The following is a 16,108-nucleotide window of genomic DNA, read 5'->3' as shown; positions in this document are numbered from 1 at the left end:
TGCCGAGCCATGCTCGGCTGAGGCTCTACTGGTGATGCTTCTGCCGAGCATGGCTCGGCACTACGCTCCCTCCCTTGCGCCGTAGGCGTAGGGGAGGGTTGGGGAGGGGTGCTTTGGGCTGTTGATCCTTGAGCTTCGCGGCTTACGCCGCTCCCACAAACGCTGATGGATTTGCGGGCAGGCTTATGCCGAGCATGGCTCGGCACTACAGTCGCTTGGCGTTATTTGCCGCGCTCCAGCACCAGCAGTGGGTCGATGCGGGTGTCGAACCAGTTCATGCCCCAGTGCAGGTGCGGGCCGGTCGCGCGCCCTGTAGCACCAACCGCGGCGATGTTCTGGCCCTGCTCGATTCTGTCACCGACCTTCACGTCGATCCGCGACAGGTGCAGAAAGTTGGAGCTGATGCCGAAGCCGTGGTCCAGCACCAGGGTGCCGCCGGTCAGATACAGATCCGGACCCGCAAACGTGACAATGCCGGCTGCAGGCGCCTTCACGGGCGTACCGGTAGGCACGGCGATGTCCATGCCGGAATGGCCGCTGCCCGGCTGTCCGTTGTAGACACGGGCATTGCCGAAGCGGCCGCTGATGCGGCCCTGCACCGGCCAGATAAAGGTTTGGGTGAAGTCGGTGCGGTTGTCGTCGCGCTTGCGCGATTCAGTCACCTGCGCCTGCTCACGGGCAATCCGTTCGGCGATTGCCGGTGGCGGATTCACGGTCTTGGGCGGTACGCCGTTGACCCGTTCCACCGGCCAGTCGCGCGCAGTCACCGCAATCGAAACGGTCTCGCTGCCGCCATCCGGGCGCTGCACCTGTACCTGCAGCGGGCCCTTCTCGTCGCGGCCAATGCCTAACACCACGCTGCCATAGCTGCTGACCCGCAGCTCGCGGCCCGCGTAGCGGACCGTGCTGCCGGCCGGCACCTTGCCGATCACCATCGCGCCCTGCGAGGCGCTGGCCGGGAACACGACCCGGTTGTCGAGCAGGTTGCCGATGCCATCCTGGGCCTGCGCGGGCAGGGCGGTGAGCAGGGGCGCTGCCAGCAGCAGCGCACCCATCATCAGGACCGAACGCATCAACGGTCGTAGGTCATGCGCTGGCCGGCTGGTGCGCCCACCAGCTTGCTGCCGTCCCATACCTGCTGGCCATTGACCCAAGTGGAAGCGATGCGCGAGCGGAAGGTGGTGCCCTCGAACGGCGACCAGCCGCACTTGGACAGCACGTCCTCACGCTTGACCGTGAACGCCACGTCCTCGACCAGCACCAGGTCGGCGAAGTAACCCTCGCGCAGGAATCCACGTTCTTCGACGTCGAACAGCTGTGCCGGGGCGTGGGCGAACTTCTGCACCACCTGTTCCCGGGTCAGCTTGCCCTCGTGCACGCGCTCCAGTGCGGCGACCAACGCGTACTGCACCAGCGGCAGGCCGGACGGCGCCTGCGCATAGGGCTTCTGCTTCTCTTCCCAGGTGTGTGGGGCGTGGTCGGTAGCCAGCACGTCGAGCACGTCATCGGCCAGCGCGGCAGTGATGGCCTCGCGGTCGGCCACTTCCTTGATCGCCGGGTTGCACTTGATCAGGTTGCCCTTGGTTGCATAGTCCGGGCGCGCGAAATGCAGGAAGTGCACGCAGGTTTCGGCGGTAATCTGCTTGCGGCTGCCGTCGGCGCGGATCAGTGGGCCCTTTTCGAACAACGCCAGCTCATCGGCGGTGGAGATGTGCAGCACGTGCAGGCGGGTGCCGTGCTTGCGCGCCAGCGACATCGCCAGCCGGGTGGACTTGATGCATGCCTCGCGCGAGCGGATATCCGGGTGCATGTCCGGGGTCAGCGCGTCGCCGTATTTTTCCTGGAACGCCTTCATGTTGGCGTCGATCATCGGCGTGTCTTCACAGTGCGTGATGATCGGGGTCGGACATTCGCGGAAAATCGCGTCCAGGGTTTCCGGGTTGTCGACCAGCATGTTGCCGGTGGAGGCGCCCATGAACACCTTCACGCCCGGCGCCTTTTTCGGGTCGAGTACGCGGATCGCTTCCAAATTGTCGTTGCTGGCGCCGTGGTAGAAGCCGTAATTGGCCCAGGCGCGGCCCTTGGCCAGCTCGTACTTGGCTTCGAGGATGGTCGAATCCAGGGTCGGCGGGTTGGTATTGGGCATGTCCATGAAGCTGGTCAGGCCGCCGGCAACCGCGGCCGCAGATTCGCTGGCGATATCGCCCTTGTGGGTCAGGCCGGGTTCGCGGAAGTGGACCTGGTCATCGATCATTCCGGGCAGCAGCCAGCGTCCGCCCGCGTCCACCACCTGCTCGCCGTCGCGCGGGGTCAGGCCGCTGCCGATCTGCGCGATTCGGTCGTTCTCGATGCGCAGGTCGCCGTCGAAGGTACGGCCTTCGTTGACCATGCGGGCATTGCGGATAAGCGTGGAGGACATGTCAGTGTTTTCCTGTGCAGCGGCAAGAGGGGGAATCGGCACGCTCGGGGACCGGATCCAGTCCGCCCGGGTGGAACGGATGGCAGCGCCCCAGCCGGCGCAGGGTAAGCCAACACCCCCGTAGCGGACCGTGTATACGGATCGCGTCCATGGAGTATTCCGAGCAGCTGGGATAGAAACGGCAGCGCGGCCCAAGCAGGGGGCTGATGAAGCGCTTGTAGGAGCGCAGTACGGCAATGAGGAGTCGGCCGATCACGGTTAAATGATAAGCCACTTGGCAAGCGAGCAGTATTTGTCGCAGGATGCGGGATGGCGCCGGTAAACACTACGTGCTTTCCGCTGCCAGCCAGGGGCGATGGCGCGCCTGGTTACGTTCCGAACTGCGCGAAACGGTCCGGTGACGCCACCGGACCTGTGCTGCACGGGTCGGGCATCCGTTCACATACGGTGCCCGGCGCGGTTGCTGCTGCTGGTCGGGTAGGCTATAAAGGCCCGCTTTCCCGGGCCCCGGGGGAAACAAGGAAGAGCGTTTCGTGGCTGCTAAAAAACCTGCAAAAAAGGCCGTCAAGGTCGCCAAGAAAACCGCCAAACCTGTAGTCAAGAAGGCGGCGTCCAAGCCGGTTGCAAGCAAGTCGGTGGCCAAGGCCGCCAAGCCGGCCGCGAAGAAAGCGCCCGCCACAAAGGCGGTTGCAAAGAAAACGCCGGTCAAGCCAGCAGCTCCTGCCAGCAAGCCCGTAGCCAAGAAGGCTGCGGTTAAGACGGTAGTCGCTAAAAAGGCGGCCCCTGCCAAGAAGGCGGCGGTAAAAAAGGTGACCAAACCGGTTGCCGCGCCAGTTGCCAAAAAAGCAGCTGCGCCGGTTGCCAAGGCCACCAAGCCCGTTGCCAAACCCGTAGTTAAAAAAGTGGCCGAACCAGTGGCCGCCAAAACGCTCAAGACTCCTGTCAAACCCGTGGTCAAGTCCGTACCGAAGCCAGCTGCAAAGCCGGCGGCGGCCAAGTCTGTCCCGGTCGAAGTCGTCAAGACGGCCCCAGCTCCGGCACCTGCGCCGGTCGCTGCCAAGCCGACTCCAGCGGCCAAGACCCCGCAATCCAAGAATCCCGTGCCTGTTTCGAAATCCAACGTCAAAACTCCCGTCAAATCCACCGCTCCTGTTGCTGTCCGTCCGGTCGGCAAGGTTGCAGTCGCTGTCACCGCGCGTTCGACCGCTCCGGCACCGCGCAGCAAGTACAAGGTTGTCGAATACAACATCGACGAGACCACTGGCCGTCCGATCCTGCCGGCTGGCTATAAGCCGTCTGCAGATGAGGAGTACATGAGCACGCTGCAGCAGGAGTACTTCCGCCAGCGCCTGTTGAACTGGCGTGCGGACCTGGTCGAGGAATCGAAGCAGACCATCGAGAACCTGCGCGAGGAAGTGCGTGACATCGGCGATGAAGCCGAGCGTGCTACCCGCGAAACGGAAAATTCGCTGGAACTGCGTACCCGCGACCGCTACCGCAAGCTGATCGGCAAGATCGACAGCACGCTGAAGCGTCTGGAAGCCGGCGACTATGGTTTCTGCGTCGATACCGGCGAAGACATCGGTCTGGATCGCCTGGAAGCCCGTCTCACCGCCGAGCGCACGATTGATGCGCAAGAGCGTTGGGAGCACCTGCAGAAGCAGCAGGGCGACTGATCCTGGCGTAATCATTGCTGCACGAAGACCCCGCCACGGCGGGGTTTTCCTTTTCTGGAGGGCTGCATGTCCACACAAGAAGAATTCATGCGCCGTGCTGTTGCGCTGGCGCGGGCAAATATTGCCGATGGTGGACGCCCATTCGGCGCTGTGTTGGTCAAAGATGGCCAGGTGCTGGCGGAGGCGGCCAACAGCATCCACGCAAGCCACGACCCTACCGATCATGCGGAAATGCGCGCCATCCGCCAAGCCAGTGCATTGCTCGCCACGCCGCGGCTGCAGGGTTGTGTGGTCTATGCCAGTGGCCATCCGTGCCCGATGTGCCTGGCCGCGATGTATCTGTGTGGCATCGAGCAGGCGTGGTTCGCGTACTCCAATGACGAGGGCGAGCCGGCTGGGTTGTCCACGGCGGCGATCTATGCGCGCATGGCAATCGGACCGCAGGCGCCAGCTTCCGGTCTCCAGCCATTGCGACCGGATGGCGAGCAGGGCTTGTATGCCGAGTGGGTAGCGGCGCGCTGAAGTCACTACACGCAGTATTGCAACTCAGCTGATCTGTACGGCCTGTTGCAGGCGCCGTAGGTAGTCCTCGAAATAGCTGCCCAGTGCGATCTTGTTGGGATGGCGAAGCCATAGCAGCTGCAGGCCATCCATCATCGCGATGAGCTCGGCGGCGATCTGATCGGGGTTGATGGAGCCACTTATTTCGCCACTTGCCTGCCCATGGCGCAGGCTGCGCGCAATGTATTGCAGCATCCATTGCGAACGCTGGCGAAACCAGTCCTGTGCAGGGTGATCCTCACTGAGGCTCTCGGCGTTGAGTAGCGAGAAAGCCTTGATCACGCCCGGGATGTCGGCATTGGCACGATTGACCAGGCGCAATTGATCCAGCACCTGCGGCCAGGGAGGCGGCGGTCCCGCTGCGGCATCTTCAAGCGTGTAGTCCTGCGGGTAGCCCGGCAGGCGCGGGCTGCGCTGGTCGCGTACTTCCAACACCGCCAGCAGCATGTCGGTCTTGCTCGGAAAGTAATGCAGCAGGCCGGGCAGGGTGAGGCCTACATCGGCTGCGACCTCGGCGATGGAGGCATTGCTGTAGCCATCACGCGCGAATACGCGCATCGCCGCATCCAGGATCTGTTGACGTCGCTTGTCGCCTTTGGGGGAGCGTCGGCGGGTGCGGCTGGCAGGCGAGGTCTGGGGTGAGGTGGGCAACGTGCAGTCCCGCGTCGGGTGAGTGCGCAGTGTATGCCTGCCGTTCGCGCGCGCCATCTGGTTTGAAACTGTACCCGCGTCACAGTTTTTGACAAACCTACGGAGCGATAGGTTTACTGCCGCGGCGTCGGCGCAACGGCCAAGAGTCGTATCGCTGTAACAACATCCCGGAGGGGGATCGCAATCCGCTCGACCGCACTGTCGCAGTGATTGCGGTGGCCGCGCAACGGCCAACCCCGCCTGATGAAGAACGTGCCGGAAAGGCCGACGTCGGAACACCTGGGTTGGACCAAGGCGTCCCCCCGGTGCATGCCGAACTGCTGTGTTTGCGCGGGCGGCCACGGGTATCGCGCCGGCTGCTCTTCATCAATCTGGGAGAAGTTGGAAATGAACACGTATTGCTGTAACGGGAGGGCCATCATCTTCAGCAGGGTGGTATTGCCCGCGTGTCTTGCACTCGCCGCGTCGACGGCTCAGGCACTGCCTGGTGCCGAGTATGTTGCCGCTCAGCTGCCGGATGAGTCGTCCGCAAGCGAGTCGCAAAGTGGCTCGCCAACGGCGCCGGCGTCACTAACATCCGCGCGTCCGCACTGCCAGGACTACGATGCTTTCGTCAGTCGCGGGTCGGAAGCGCCGATCATCACCACCTGCGAAACGTTGTCTCCGGAACTGTTTGGTTTGCGCCCAAAGCTGTACGACAACGGCTGGATGTTCATGGGTTACTACAGTGCCAGCGAGACCTATGATCTGCGTGGCCAGGAAGCCCGGCCGCAGACCTACAACGGCCAGCGGCCCAGCTTCAGTGGCACCCTGGCGACCATCACAACCTATGACTTGTCGCGACTGGGTTGGTGGGGCAAGAGGTCGCAGCTCACCTTTGAAGTCAATAGTTGGCGCACCGTGTATCGCGACGCTGGTCTCAATGACGACGCTGCAGTCAGCCAGTTGTCGGTTGAACAGGAGTTTGCCGACGGCCGCGTGCGCATCCAGTACGGCTACTACGGAATGCTGGGCCAGTTTGTCGGCTTGTTCCTAGGTGCAAGTACGGCATCTTCCGCGCTTGGCCCCACCAGTATCATTCCCAATCTTGCTGGTATGGCAGCCTTCAAGCCCGTGCCTGGCATGGACATCCGGCTGTACTCGAAGAGTGGCCGCTTCTACGACCACTTTGGTGTGGCGCGCTCGCAAAGCCCCGAGGGTTATCTGGCTGACAGCGAAGCAAACCCCACTGGGTTGAAGTGGAGCGTTGCGGATACCAAACCGATCTACGTCAACGAGCTCGGCTATCGAATTGCCTCCAGCGCGGATACCCGCATGACCTGGATACGCCAAGGCACGGTTTACAACCGTACGCTCTACAGCGACTTCCGCAATCCAGACAGCAAGGGCAGCAACCGCGCCTTCTATCTGGTGGCCGACCATCAGTTCACCCAACCCGATACATCGGCTCCCTACCGCGGTTGGTATTTCAACCTGAAAGCCAACTACGCCCCGGCCGAGCACAACATTTTCAGCTCCGACTACGCGCTGACCTTATACAGCCTGGCACCGTTCGCCAAGCGACCGGGTGACATGGTGTCGCTGGGCTATACCCGGACCGAGGTAAGCGACGACGCACGCCGCTACCTTGGTGCCCAGGGCATGGACCCGGTGCACTTCAGCTCAACCGCTTCGGCGTCATACGCCTTGCGCGCATTCCGTGGCATCTACTGGGTCAACACCTTGAGCTATACGCGCAATCCGGTAGTGGCTACGCGGCACCCGGATGCAGCGAATCTGCAGAGCCAGCTGACTTTCTCGTTCTGAGTCCTGTCTGGCCACACATGCTGGCTGGGTGTTCGCAATGCAGCAAGCCCGCTGCGAAGGAGGCGAATGCAGCGACGCTGAGGTGTTGCCTGCAGGTTCACCGAGATGACTATCACGCGCCGCGTGGATGCGGGCGCGTCACTTCCATAGATGCAGTGCCCAGTGCTGTTGCACTGGCGTAAACCGGAGTATGCGATATGGCAAAGATGCAGAACACGTTGGCTCCAGCGCCCCTGTTGATCAGCATGGCGGCGACCGTGTTGGTGATGAGTCCGGCCCAGGCCAAGGAACTTCCTCAGTTGGGCAAGGAGCCGCTTGCACAGGTGGTGGCAGCGATGACCTTGCAGGAGAAGGTTGAACTGGTTACCGGCCAGGGCATGAATTTCCCTGGTCTGCCGGATGACATGCAGGCGCCTGTAGTGGGCGCCATTGAAGACAAGGTCGCAGGTGCGGCGGGTGCAACCGTGGCCGTGCCACGGCTGGGCATTCCGTCATTGGTACTGGCCGATGGTCCGGCTGGCGTGCGTATCGCGCCAACCCGCAAGGACGCGCCGGGCAAAAGCTTCCATGCCACGGCATTTCCGATTGGTAGTGCCCTGGCCAGTTCCTGGGACACTGCCTTGGTGCGCAAGGTGGGCGCAGCGATTGCCGACGAGGCAGCGGCCTACGGTATTGATGTGATGCTGACGCCGGCGCAGAACATCCATCGCTATCCATTGGGTGGGCGCAACTTCGAGTATTACTCCGAAGACCCGGTAGTCAGCGGTGAGACCGCAGCGGCGTTGGTGCAAGGCTTGCAGCAGCGCGGTGTGGGTGCGTCGGTGAAGCACTTCGCGGTCAACAACCATGAGTGGAATCGCAACACCATCAATGCAAAGGTAGACGAGCGGACGTTGCGCGAGATTTACCTGAAGGGCTTTGAGATTTCCATGCGCAAGGGCCAGCCATGGACGGTGATGTCCAGCTATAACAAGCTCAACGGCAGCTACACCTCGGAGAGCCCCTGGCTGCTGACCGATGTGCTGCGCGCGCAATGGGGTTACCAGGGCGTGGTGATGACGGATTGGTTCGGTGGGCAGGATGCGGTTGCACAGATGCGGGCCGGCAACGAACTGTTGATGCCTGGCACCGGCAAGCAGCGCAAGGCGATTCTGGCGGCGGTGGGTGATGGCACGCTGGACGAGGAGGTGCTGGATCGTAACGTCATCAAAGTGCTGGAGTTGGTGTTGCACAGCCGTGCATACAGGCAGCTCCCGCATTCGGATCAACCTGATCTGCGGGCGAACGCGGAGGTCTCGCGCAGTGCCGCTACCCAGGGCATGGTGCTGTTGAAGAATGAAGCTGCGACCTTGCCACTACCTGCCGCGGCGCGGCTGGCCTTGCTGGGCCATGGCAGCTATGAGGTTATTGCCGGCGGCACCGGCAGCGGCGACGTCAACAAAGCGTATGTGATCAGTTTGCCGCGCGGCTTGGAAAATGCCGGTTTCAGCAACGCTGGCGGATTGGAGCAGGCGTATACGCGCTACATCAGCGATGAGGTGGCCAAGCTGCCCAAGACCGAGTGGTACCTGAGCAAGCCGCGCATTGCCGAGCGTGTGGTGAGCGAGGCGGAACTGCAGCAGCTGGCGTTGCAGCAGGACGTGGCGGTGGTGACCATTGGTCGCGGTTCGGGTGAGTTCGTCGATCGCAAGGTCGATGGCGATTTCACCCTGACCGAAGCCGAGCACGCTTTGCTTGAACGTACCGCCAATGCTTTCCATGCCCAGGGCAAGAAGCTGGTGGTAGTGCTCAACATCGGTGGCGTGATCGAGACCGCCAGTTGGAGCCGGTTTGCCGATGCCATCCTGCTGGCGTGGCAGCCGGGCCAGGAGGCGGGCAATGCGGTGGCTGATGTACTGTCCGGCGCGGTGAATCCCTCCGGCAAGCTGGTTGACACGTTTGCCGTGCAGTTGAGCGACTACCCCGCAGGCAGGGGCTTTCCCGGCAAGGAACTGCTGGGCCCGGATCCGAACGCGAAGTCGTTTTTTGGCCAGGTTGCCCGTGCTGCCGAGGTCGAATATGGCGACGGCATCTGGGTGGGCTATCGCCACTTCGATACGCGCAGGGTAGAGGTGGCCTATCCGTTTGGCTTCGGGCTGTCTTACACCACGTTCGGTTACAGCGACCTGCAGGTTGATGCCAGTCAGCCGGGTTTGGTGCGTGCCAGCGTCAAGGTCACCAATACCGGCAAGGCCGCCGGGCGCGAAGCAGCACAGGTCTACGTGAGTGCACCGCAGGGCGCATTGGAAAAACCTGCGCAGGAGCTGCGTGCGTTCGCCAAGACCGGGGAGCTGCAACCCGGGCAATCGCAGGTGCTGCAGTTCGAGATCGATGGCAAGGACCTGGCTTCGTTCGATGCGCGCCTGGGCCGTTGGGTGGCCGATGCGGGTACCTATAGCCTGCGTGTAGGTGCGTCATCGCGCGACATACGTGCGCAGCAGGTGTTCGAGAAGCAGCAAGCAAGCGAGTACGCGCCTTGATGCTGTCCGCTGTTTGAGGTGCAGCCGGGGTTGGTGCAATGCCTGCCCCGGTTTTGATCCGCGTGAAGCTTGCGCAGATGGTTCTGGTTGCGCAGCTGCTGGCCTTTCATGCGGTTGTCTCGCCTTGAGCGGGACCGACTACTCCAGCAGTCGAAAGGCCCGGTGGGCGCGCCTGGCTCCGCACCGGTCTGGTGCTCCCGCGGGATACGAGCCGCACAGTGCGGGCTTCATTGTGCGTGGCTGGTTGCAGGCGGCGCGCAAAGCACGGGAGCAGTCAGCGCCGGTGAGCATGAGGTAAGGGCCTGCGCCTGCGTCTGAAGTTACAGGTGTGTGGGGCGGCGGGCAGGTTTGTGCTGGTTGGCATGGTTCTCAACTCAGGGGTACCAGGAATGGAAGACGGCCTTGAAAGCGATAGGTGCGCCAAGCGTGCCATCTACCGGCTAATTGCCTTGGGTCAGGCGTGCGACCCAGTGCCCGCCGTTGCGTGCACCGATGCAAAGAATCGACAAGGTCGGTTGACGTTCGCAGTCTGCGAGGAAACCCGAGCCTCCGTCGAGATGTCCGCGATTGTTGTTGCTGCAACGTAGGCACTCGTTGGTGATTCCAACGGCAGGTGTCTGCAGCTTCACCGTGGTGGCAATAGCGCGTTGCCGGGAGGGAACGCGTCACTTTCAAGCGCATATCGCCCTGCATTGCAGCAGGGCAGCAACATGGAGTCTCCAGAATGCTAGTAACAAAAAAAGAAATGAAGTGTCCGCTGCCGACCTTGATAGGATTGGCGGTCAGTCTTTCCGTGGCTGGGCAGCTGCAGGCCAACACGTTGCCACAACTTGGGCACGCTCCCTTGGAGCAGGTGGTCGCTGCACTGACGCTTGAGGAGAAGGTTGGACTGGTGACCGGTCAGGGCATGGTAATAGACATACCTGGGTTGCCCGAGAATTTTCAACCGCCGGCCATCGGTGCTATTGAAGACAAGGTGCCCGGCGCGGCAGGTGCTACGGTAGCGGTGCCGCGCTTGGGTATTCCCTCGGTGGTGATGGCGGATGGACCGGCCGGTGTGCGCATCTCTGCTACGCGCAAGGACGCGCCAGGCAAAACCTTCCATGCCACCGCATTTCCGGTTGGTACTGCGTTGGCCAGTAGCTGGGATATGCCGCTGGTGCGTGAAGTGGGCTCGGCCATTGCCAATGAAGCGGCAGCGTACGATATCGACGTAATGCTTACTCCAGCACTGAATATCCATCGCTATCCGCTGGGTGGTCGCAATTTCGAGTACTACTCGGAAGATCCCTTGCTCTCTGGTGAAGCTGCGGCGGCGCTGGTGCAGGGCCTGCAGGACCGTGGTGTTGGAGCGTCGGTCAAGCACTTTGCCGCCAACAACCATGAGTGGAATCGCAATGCCTTGAATGTGAGGGTGGACGAGCGTGCGTTGCGCGAGATCTACCTCAAAGGCTTCGAGATATCCATGCGCAAGGCGCAGCCTTGGACGGTGATGTCCAGCTATAACAAGATCAACGGAAGTTTCACTTCGGAGAGCAGCTGGTTGTTGTCCAACGTGCTGCGCGACCAATGGGGTTACCAGGGCCTTGTCATCACTGATTGGTTCGGTGGGCGCGATGCCGTTGGCCAGATGCGTGCGGGCAACGAGTTGCTGATGCCGGGCACGAAGCAACAGCGGAAGTCGTTGATGAAGGCAGCCACCGACGGAACGTTGGATACAGGTGTGCTTGATCGCAATGTAACCAGGGTGCTGGAGCTGGTACTGCGTAGCCGTGCGTTCAAGCAGGAGCCGCATTCCGATGCGCCCGACCTGCGGGCCAGCGCAGTGATCGCGCGGCGTGCGGCGACCCAAGGCATGGTGCTGCTCAAGAACGAGGGGGCTGCGTTGCCGCTTGCCACATCGACGCGGCTTGCCCTGCTCGGCGCCGCCAGCTACCAGATTGTTGCCGGTGGTACCGGTAGCGGTGATGTAAACAAAGCGTACTCGGTCAGTTTCAACAAGGGGCTGCAGAGCGCGGGATTCAGCAATGATGGCGTGCTTGCTGAGCGCTACGACCAGCATGTGGTGCGGGAATTGGCCAAGTTGCCACCGACCGGGGGGTTCATGACGCCGGAGTCAATTCCGGAGCTTGCGATGGACGTTGGCTGGCTGGAGCGCTTGGCACAGCAGCGTGACGTCGCGGTGATTACGATCGGCCGCAACTCCGGGGAGTCCGCTGATCGCAAGCTGGAAGAGGATTTCCTGCTTGCAGCCGATGAACGCAGCTTGTTGGAAAATACCTCCCGTGCCTTCCGTGCCAAGGGCAAGAAGGTGGTTGTGGTACTGAACATCGGTGGTGTGATCGAGACGGCTAGTTGGAGTGGTTTGGCCGATGCGATTCTGCTGGCCTGGCAGCCGGGCCAGGAGGGTGGTACCGCCGTCGCCGAGCTCCTGTCTGGCAAGGTCAATCCTTCAGGCAAGCTCACCGATACATTCGCCCTCGGTTTGGCTGATTATCCAGCGGCTGCGAGCTTCCCCGGCAAGGTTCTGTTGGGGCCGGACCCGAACGTCAAAACGGGTATTGAGATGTTCGACGCTTTGGCGCGTGAAGCCGAGGTGGAATATGGCGACAGCATCTGGGTCGGGTATCGCCACTTCGACACGCGCAAGGCTGCAGTGGCATATCCGTTCGGTTTTGGTCTTTCGTACACGACGTTCGGCTATAGCGAACTGAGGGTGAATCTAGGCGACGATGGTCGGCTGCGCGCCAGCGTCAGAGTCACCAATACCGGCAAGGTTGCCGGGCGCGAGGTGGCACAGGTCTACGTAAGTGCACCGCAAGGTGCGTTGGAAAAGCCTGCGCATGAGCTGCGTGCATTCGGTAAGACCGGCGAGTTGCGGCCCGGGCAATCGCAGGTGTTGCAGTTCGAGATCGCAGGAAAGGATCTGGCCTCGTTCGATACCAGCCGCGGCCGTTGGGTCGCCGATGCGGGCACTTACAGCTTGCGTGTAGGCGCTTCATCGCGCGATATCCGTGCGCAACAAGCCTTCGAGAAGCCGCAAGCCAGCGACTACGCACCTTGATGTGATCGTCAGACATGGAAGATCCGGGGCAGGCGCGCCGCTTGCCCCGGTCTCGCATCTGCTTACAAGTCCTGCAGGTTGTCCAGCTTGCGCAGCTTGGGTGCCTTCCATGCGGTAATGCCTGCCACGCCGAGTACCGCACAACCGCCAATAACCACCGCGGTTACCAAGCCCAGCAGACGCGCCATGCTGCCGCCGTAGAACGCACCCAGTTCATTCGACGAACTGATGAAGATGCCGTTGATCGACGACACTCGGCCGCGCATTTCATCGGGGGTCACCAGCTGCATGATGGTCGAGCGCACCACCACCGAGACGCCATCGCAGGCGCCGTAGAGCACCAGGATGGCGGCAGACAGCCAGAAGCTCCTGGACAGGCCAAAGGCGATCACGCACAGGCCGAAACCGGCCACCGCGAACAGCAGCACGCGCCCGGCATTGCGCCGCAGTGGATGCCTGGCCAGCCACAGGCCGACTGCGATTGAGCCCAGTGCCGGTGCCGCGCGCAGGATGCCCAGACCTTCCGGGCCGTAGTGCAGGATGTCCTGGATGAAGGCCGGCAGCATCGCCACCACGCCGCCCAGCAGCACCGAGAACATATCCAGCGCCATCGCGCCAAGCATGATCTGGTTGGACAGCACGAAGCGCGCGCCTTCGGCGATGCTGGCGAAGATTGGTGCGCGGGTCTGCGGCGGGGCGGGTTCGCTGACTTTGAGCGAGGCCAGCGCGATCAGCGCCAGTACCGCCATCGTCGCCGCCACGCCATAGGACAGGCCCTTGCCGCTAACGGCGACCAATACGCCGCCCAGCGCAGGACCAATCACCATGCCCATCTGGAACACCACCGTGCCGAAGCCTGCGCCGCGCGCGAACTGCTCGCGCTTGAGCACGCGCGCGAACAAGGCGTTGTAGACCGGCGACAGGAAGGCGCGGACCATGCCGGTCAGTGCCACCGCCAGATAGATCGGCCACACGCCTTTGACTGGCAGCCAGCCGGTGGCCACGGCTACCAGCATCATGGCGGTGGCGATCAGCCCCAGGCAGGCGGTCATGCCGAGCTTGCGGCGCGGCAGGTGATCGACCAGATAGCCGGCAAACGGTGCCACACAGAAATAGGGCAGCACCTCGGCCAGGCCGATCAGGCCCAGCGAGAATGGATTGCGGGTGACTTCATAGATATGCCAGCCGACCGTGACCGCGACGATCTGGTAGGACAGCATGCCGGCGATGCGGTAGAGCAGCAGTTGGACGTAGCCGGGCTGGCGCAACAACTCGGAGATGGAACCGTTGTTGCTCACTGTTTTGCTTGGGCGGTGTCGCGGATGAAGGCCAGCATCGCGGCCAGGCCATTGCTGCGGGTCGGTGACAGGTGCTTGGCCAGGCCAATGGCGGACACGTAGTCCGGATCGGTGGCGAGGATCTCAGTCGCCGAGCGGCCGGAGTACACGCGCAGCGCCAGATAGATCAGGCCCGAGACAATCGCCGAGTCGCTGATCGCATGGAACACCAGTTTGTCGGCGTCGCCTTCAGGCACGATCCAGACCATGGACTGGCAGCCGAGCAGGCGGTGTTCTTCGGTCTTCCATTCCTCCGGGAAGGCGGGCAGCTTGCGACCGAGGTCGATCAGGTACTGGTAACGCTCGGACCAGTCACCGAAGAAGGAAAACTCCTCGGCAATGGCGGCCTGGGCTTCGGCGGGAGTGGGTTCGAGCGGGAAGGGGGAGTTGATCATTGTTTGTCCTGTGCTTGGCCGGTCGCCCAAGGAGCGATGGCTTTTGTTTGGGTCGGGGCGTTGCTGCCCTCACCCCAACCCCTCTCCCGCACGCGGGAGAGGGGCTCAGTGCGCCGCTAGCCGACGCTATGTGTGGAATTGCAGCTTCCGCTTAAGCCCCTCTCCCGTTCACGGGGGAGGGGTTGGGGTGAGGGGAAGCTTTACCCGCGCTTCCAGCGCACGCCTTGCGGCGTGTCTTCCAGCACGATGTTCTCAGCAGCCAGCTGGTCGCGGATGGCATCAGCACGGCCGAAGTCGCGCGCCTGCTTGGCGGCGATGCGTTCATCGATCAGCGCTTGGATACGTGCATCGTCACCGGCTTCAGCGCCACGCCCGAACCACTCGGACGGTGCCTGCTGCAGCAGGCCAAGAGCGAGGCCTGCGCCGAGCAGCTCGCGCTTCAGGCGCGTCTTGTCTTCGCTGGACTCGGCCTTGCGTGCTTCACTGGCGATACGGGCCACTTCAGCCAGCGCCAGCGGCGTGTTGAGGTCGTCGTCCAGCGCTGCCTCGACGCCGGCCGGAATCTCGCCTTCAACACTGACATCAACCAGGTCACGCAAAGTGCCGTACAAACGATCCAGCGTGCGCACCGACTGCTCGATCAGCGCATCGGACCATTCCAGCGGCTGCCGGTAGTGCGCCGACAGCAGCGCATAGCGCAGCGCTTCCGGCGGGTGCTGGCGAACCAGGTCATGCACGCGCTCGATATTGCCGATCGACTTGCTCATCTTGGTACCGCCGAAATTGAGCATGCCGTTGTGCAGCCAGAAGCGCGCAAAGGTCTGCCCGCCGTGGGCGCAGACGCTTTGCGCGATCTCGTTCTCATGGTGCGGGAACTGCAGATCGACGCCGCCGGCATGGATGTCGATGGTCGGGCCCAGATGCGCGGCAGCCATCGCCGAGCACTCGATATGCCAGCCCGGCCGGCCGCGGCCCCAGGGCGATTCCCAGCCCGGCAGGTCGTCGCTGGAGGGCTTCCACAGCACGAAGTCGCCGGCATCACGCTTGTACGGGGCCACTTCGACGCGCGCACCGGCCAGCATTTCGTCCGGGTCGCGGCGCGAGAGCTTGCCGTAATCGGCGAAGCTGCTGACCGAGAACAGCACATGGCCCTCGGCGGCGTAGGCGTGATCGGTGCTGATCAGCTGCTCGATCATGGCGATGATCTGCGGCATATGCGCGGTGGCTTCCGGCTCGATCTCCGGCGGCACCACGCCGAGCGTGGCCATGTCCTCGCGGTAGGCGGCGGCAAAACGGTCGGTGATGGCCGAGATCGGCACACCCTGGTCCTTGGCCGCGGCGTTGATCTTGTCGTCAACGTCGGTGATGTTGCGCGCGTAGCGCAGTTTTCCGTAACGGCGACGCAGCAGGTCGGCAAGCACCCCGAACACCACCGGGCCGCGCGCATTGCCGATATGTACATAGTTATAGACCGTGGGGCCGCACACATACATGGTGGGGGCGGCGGGGTCGAGCGGAGCAAACGGCTCCAGCTGCCGCGTCAGGTTGTTGTGCAGGCGCAGGGTCATGGCAATCCGGGGGTAAACGAACCCGCCAATTCTAGCGGTCCGGGCCGGGTCGGGCATCCCCGGGCTGGGCAATACGCGTACGGATGGGTAATGTTCAGGCCCGGGGCAGCTG

At 62.8% G+C, this 16,108-nt stretch carries 12 protein-coding genes; 5 read left to right on the top strand and 7 right to left on the bottom strand.

Features of this window, described 5'->3' with window-relative positions; genetic code table 11:
* Window positions 1-221 precede the first annotated feature (221 nt).
* The 3 genes from ACVOLZ_RS06950 to yidD are packed head-to-tail and all read right to left on the bottom strand — an operon-like array spanning window position 222 to window position 2,693.
* The gene (locus ACVOLZ_RS06950) at window positions 222-1,073 is read right to left on the bottom strand and encodes a M23 family metallopeptidase (protein ID WP_481515540.1); all 852 of its coding nucleotides are present in this window, start codon (window positions 1,071-1,073) and stop codon (window positions 222-224) included.
* Entirely contained in the window at window positions 1,073-2,419 is a 1,347-nt protein-coding gene (locus ACVOLZ_RS06945) for a dihydroorotase (RefSeq protein WP_481515539.1), read from the bottom strand. The genes ACVOLZ_RS06950 and ACVOLZ_RS06945 overlap by 1 nt, the downstream gene beginning before the upstream one ends.
* Window position 2,420: 1 nt before the next feature.
* Entirely contained in the window at window positions 2,421-2,693 is a 273-nt protein-coding gene (gene yidD / locus ACVOLZ_RS06940) for a membrane protein insertion efficiency factor YidD (RefSeq protein ID WP_481512077.1), read from the bottom strand.
* A 259-nt stretch (window positions 2,694-2,952) separates the two neighbouring features.
* On the opposite strand from yidD, the gene dksA reads away from it, so the two are divergent.
* The gene (dksA, locus tag ACVOLZ_RS06935) at window positions 2,953-4,095 is read left to right on the top strand and encodes an RNA polymerase-binding protein DksA (RefSeq protein ID WP_481515538.1); all 1,143 of its coding nucleotides are present in this window, start codon (window positions 2,953-2,955) and stop codon (window positions 4,093-4,095) included.
* Between the two features lie 66 nt (window positions 4,096-4,161).
* Window positions 4,162-4,617 carry a nucleoside deaminase gene (locus tag ACVOLZ_RS06930; protein WP_481515537.1) on the top strand — a complete coding sequence of 152 codons (456 nt, stop codon included), beginning with the start codon at window positions 4,162-4,164 and terminating at the stop codon, window positions 4,615-4,617.
* Window positions 4,618-4,641: 24 nt separating this feature from the next.
* Here ACVOLZ_RS06930 and ACVOLZ_RS06925 read toward each other — a convergent pair whose 3' ends face one another.
* Complete coding sequence (locus tag ACVOLZ_RS06925; RefSeq protein ID WP_481515536.1) at window positions 4,642-5,307, bottom strand: TetR/AcrR family transcriptional regulator; 666 nt, start codon at window positions 5,305-5,307, stop codon at window positions 4,642-4,644.
* Window positions 5,308-5,985: 678 nt separating this feature from the next.
* Between ACVOLZ_RS06925 and ACVOLZ_RS06920 the strand changes: the two genes are divergently transcribed.
* The 3 genes from ACVOLZ_RS06920 (at window position 5,986) to ACVOLZ_RS06910 (ending at window position 12,696) form a co-directional block, all read left to right on the top strand.
* Entirely contained in the window at window positions 5,986-7,113 is a 1,128-nt protein-coding gene (locus ACVOLZ_RS06920) for a carbohydrate porin (protein ID WP_481515535.1), read from the top strand.
* Between the two features lie 197 nt (window positions 7,114-7,310).
* A complete protein-coding gene (locus ACVOLZ_RS06915) occupies window positions 7,311-9,632 on the top strand; it encodes a beta-glucosidase (RefSeq protein WP_481515534.1) in 2,322 nt (773 codons plus the stop codon).
* Between the two features lie 745 nt (window positions 9,633-10,377).
* Window positions 10,378-12,696 carry a beta-glucosidase gene (locus ACVOLZ_RS06910; RefSeq protein ID WP_481515533.1) on the top strand — a complete coding sequence of 773 codons (2,319 nt, stop codon included), beginning with the start codon at window positions 10,378-10,380 and terminating at the stop codon, window positions 12,694-12,696.
* A 62-nt stretch (window positions 12,697-12,758) separates the two neighbouring features.
* Here ACVOLZ_RS06910 and ACVOLZ_RS06905 read toward each other — a convergent pair whose 3' ends face one another.
* From ACVOLZ_RS06905 to cysS, 3 genes are all read right to left on the bottom strand, one after another.
* On the bottom strand, window positions 12,759-13,994 hold the full coding sequence (locus tag ACVOLZ_RS06905; RefSeq protein WP_481515532.1) for an MFS transporter: 1,236 nt from the start codon (window positions 13,992-13,994) through the stop codon (window positions 12,759-12,761).
* Window positions 13,991-14,428 (bottom strand): SufE family protein, encoded by a 438-nt coding sequence (locus ACVOLZ_RS06900; protein WP_296251620.1) that lies wholly within the window; start codon window positions 14,426-14,428, stop codon window positions 13,991-13,993. Before ACVOLZ_RS06900 ends, ACVOLZ_RS06905 begins: the two co-directional genes overlap by 4 nt.
* Window positions 14,429-14,628: 200 nt before the next feature.
* On the bottom strand, window positions 14,629-15,996 hold the full coding sequence (gene cysS / locus ACVOLZ_RS06895) for a cysteine--tRNA ligase (RefSeq protein ID WP_481515531.1): 1,368 nt from the start codon (window positions 15,994-15,996) through the stop codon (window positions 14,629-14,631).
* Between the last annotated feature and the right edge of the window lie 112 nt (window positions 15,997-16,108).

The organism is Stenotrophomonas sp. STEN020 (assembly GCF_056760195.1).
The sequence above is the reverse complement of the archived record's forward strand: the minus strand, read 5'-3'. Positions and strand labels throughout refer to the sequence as shown.

Coding starts and splice junctions, on each gene's coding strand:
- ACVOLZ_RS06950 (WP_481515540.1), bottom strand. CDS start 1,073: ATGCGTTCGGTCCTGATGATGGGTGCGCTGCTGCTGGCAGCGCCCCTG.
- ACVOLZ_RS06945 (WP_481515539.1), bottom strand. CDS start 2,419: ATGTCCTCCACGCTTATCCGCAATGCCCGCATGGTCAACGAAGGCCGT.
- ACVOLZ_RS06930 (WP_481515537.1), top strand. CDS start 4,162: ATGTCCACACAAGAAGAATTCATGCGCCGTGCTGTTGCGCTGGCGCGG.
- ACVOLZ_RS06915 (WP_481515534.1), top strand. CDS start 7,311: ATGGCAAAGATGCAGAACACGTTGGCTCCAGCGCCCCTGTTGATCAGC.
- ACVOLZ_RS06910 (WP_481515533.1), top strand. CDS start 10,378: ATGAAGTGTCCGCTGCCGACCTTGATAGGATTGGCGGTCAGTCTTTCC.
- ACVOLZ_RS06900 (WP_296251620.1), bottom strand. CDS start 14,428: ATGATCAACTCCCCCTTCCCGCTCGAACCCACTCCCGCCGAAGCCCAG.
- cysS (WP_481515531.1), bottom strand. CDS start 15,996: ATGACCCTGCGCCTGCACAACAACCTGACGCGGCAGCTGGAGCCGTTT.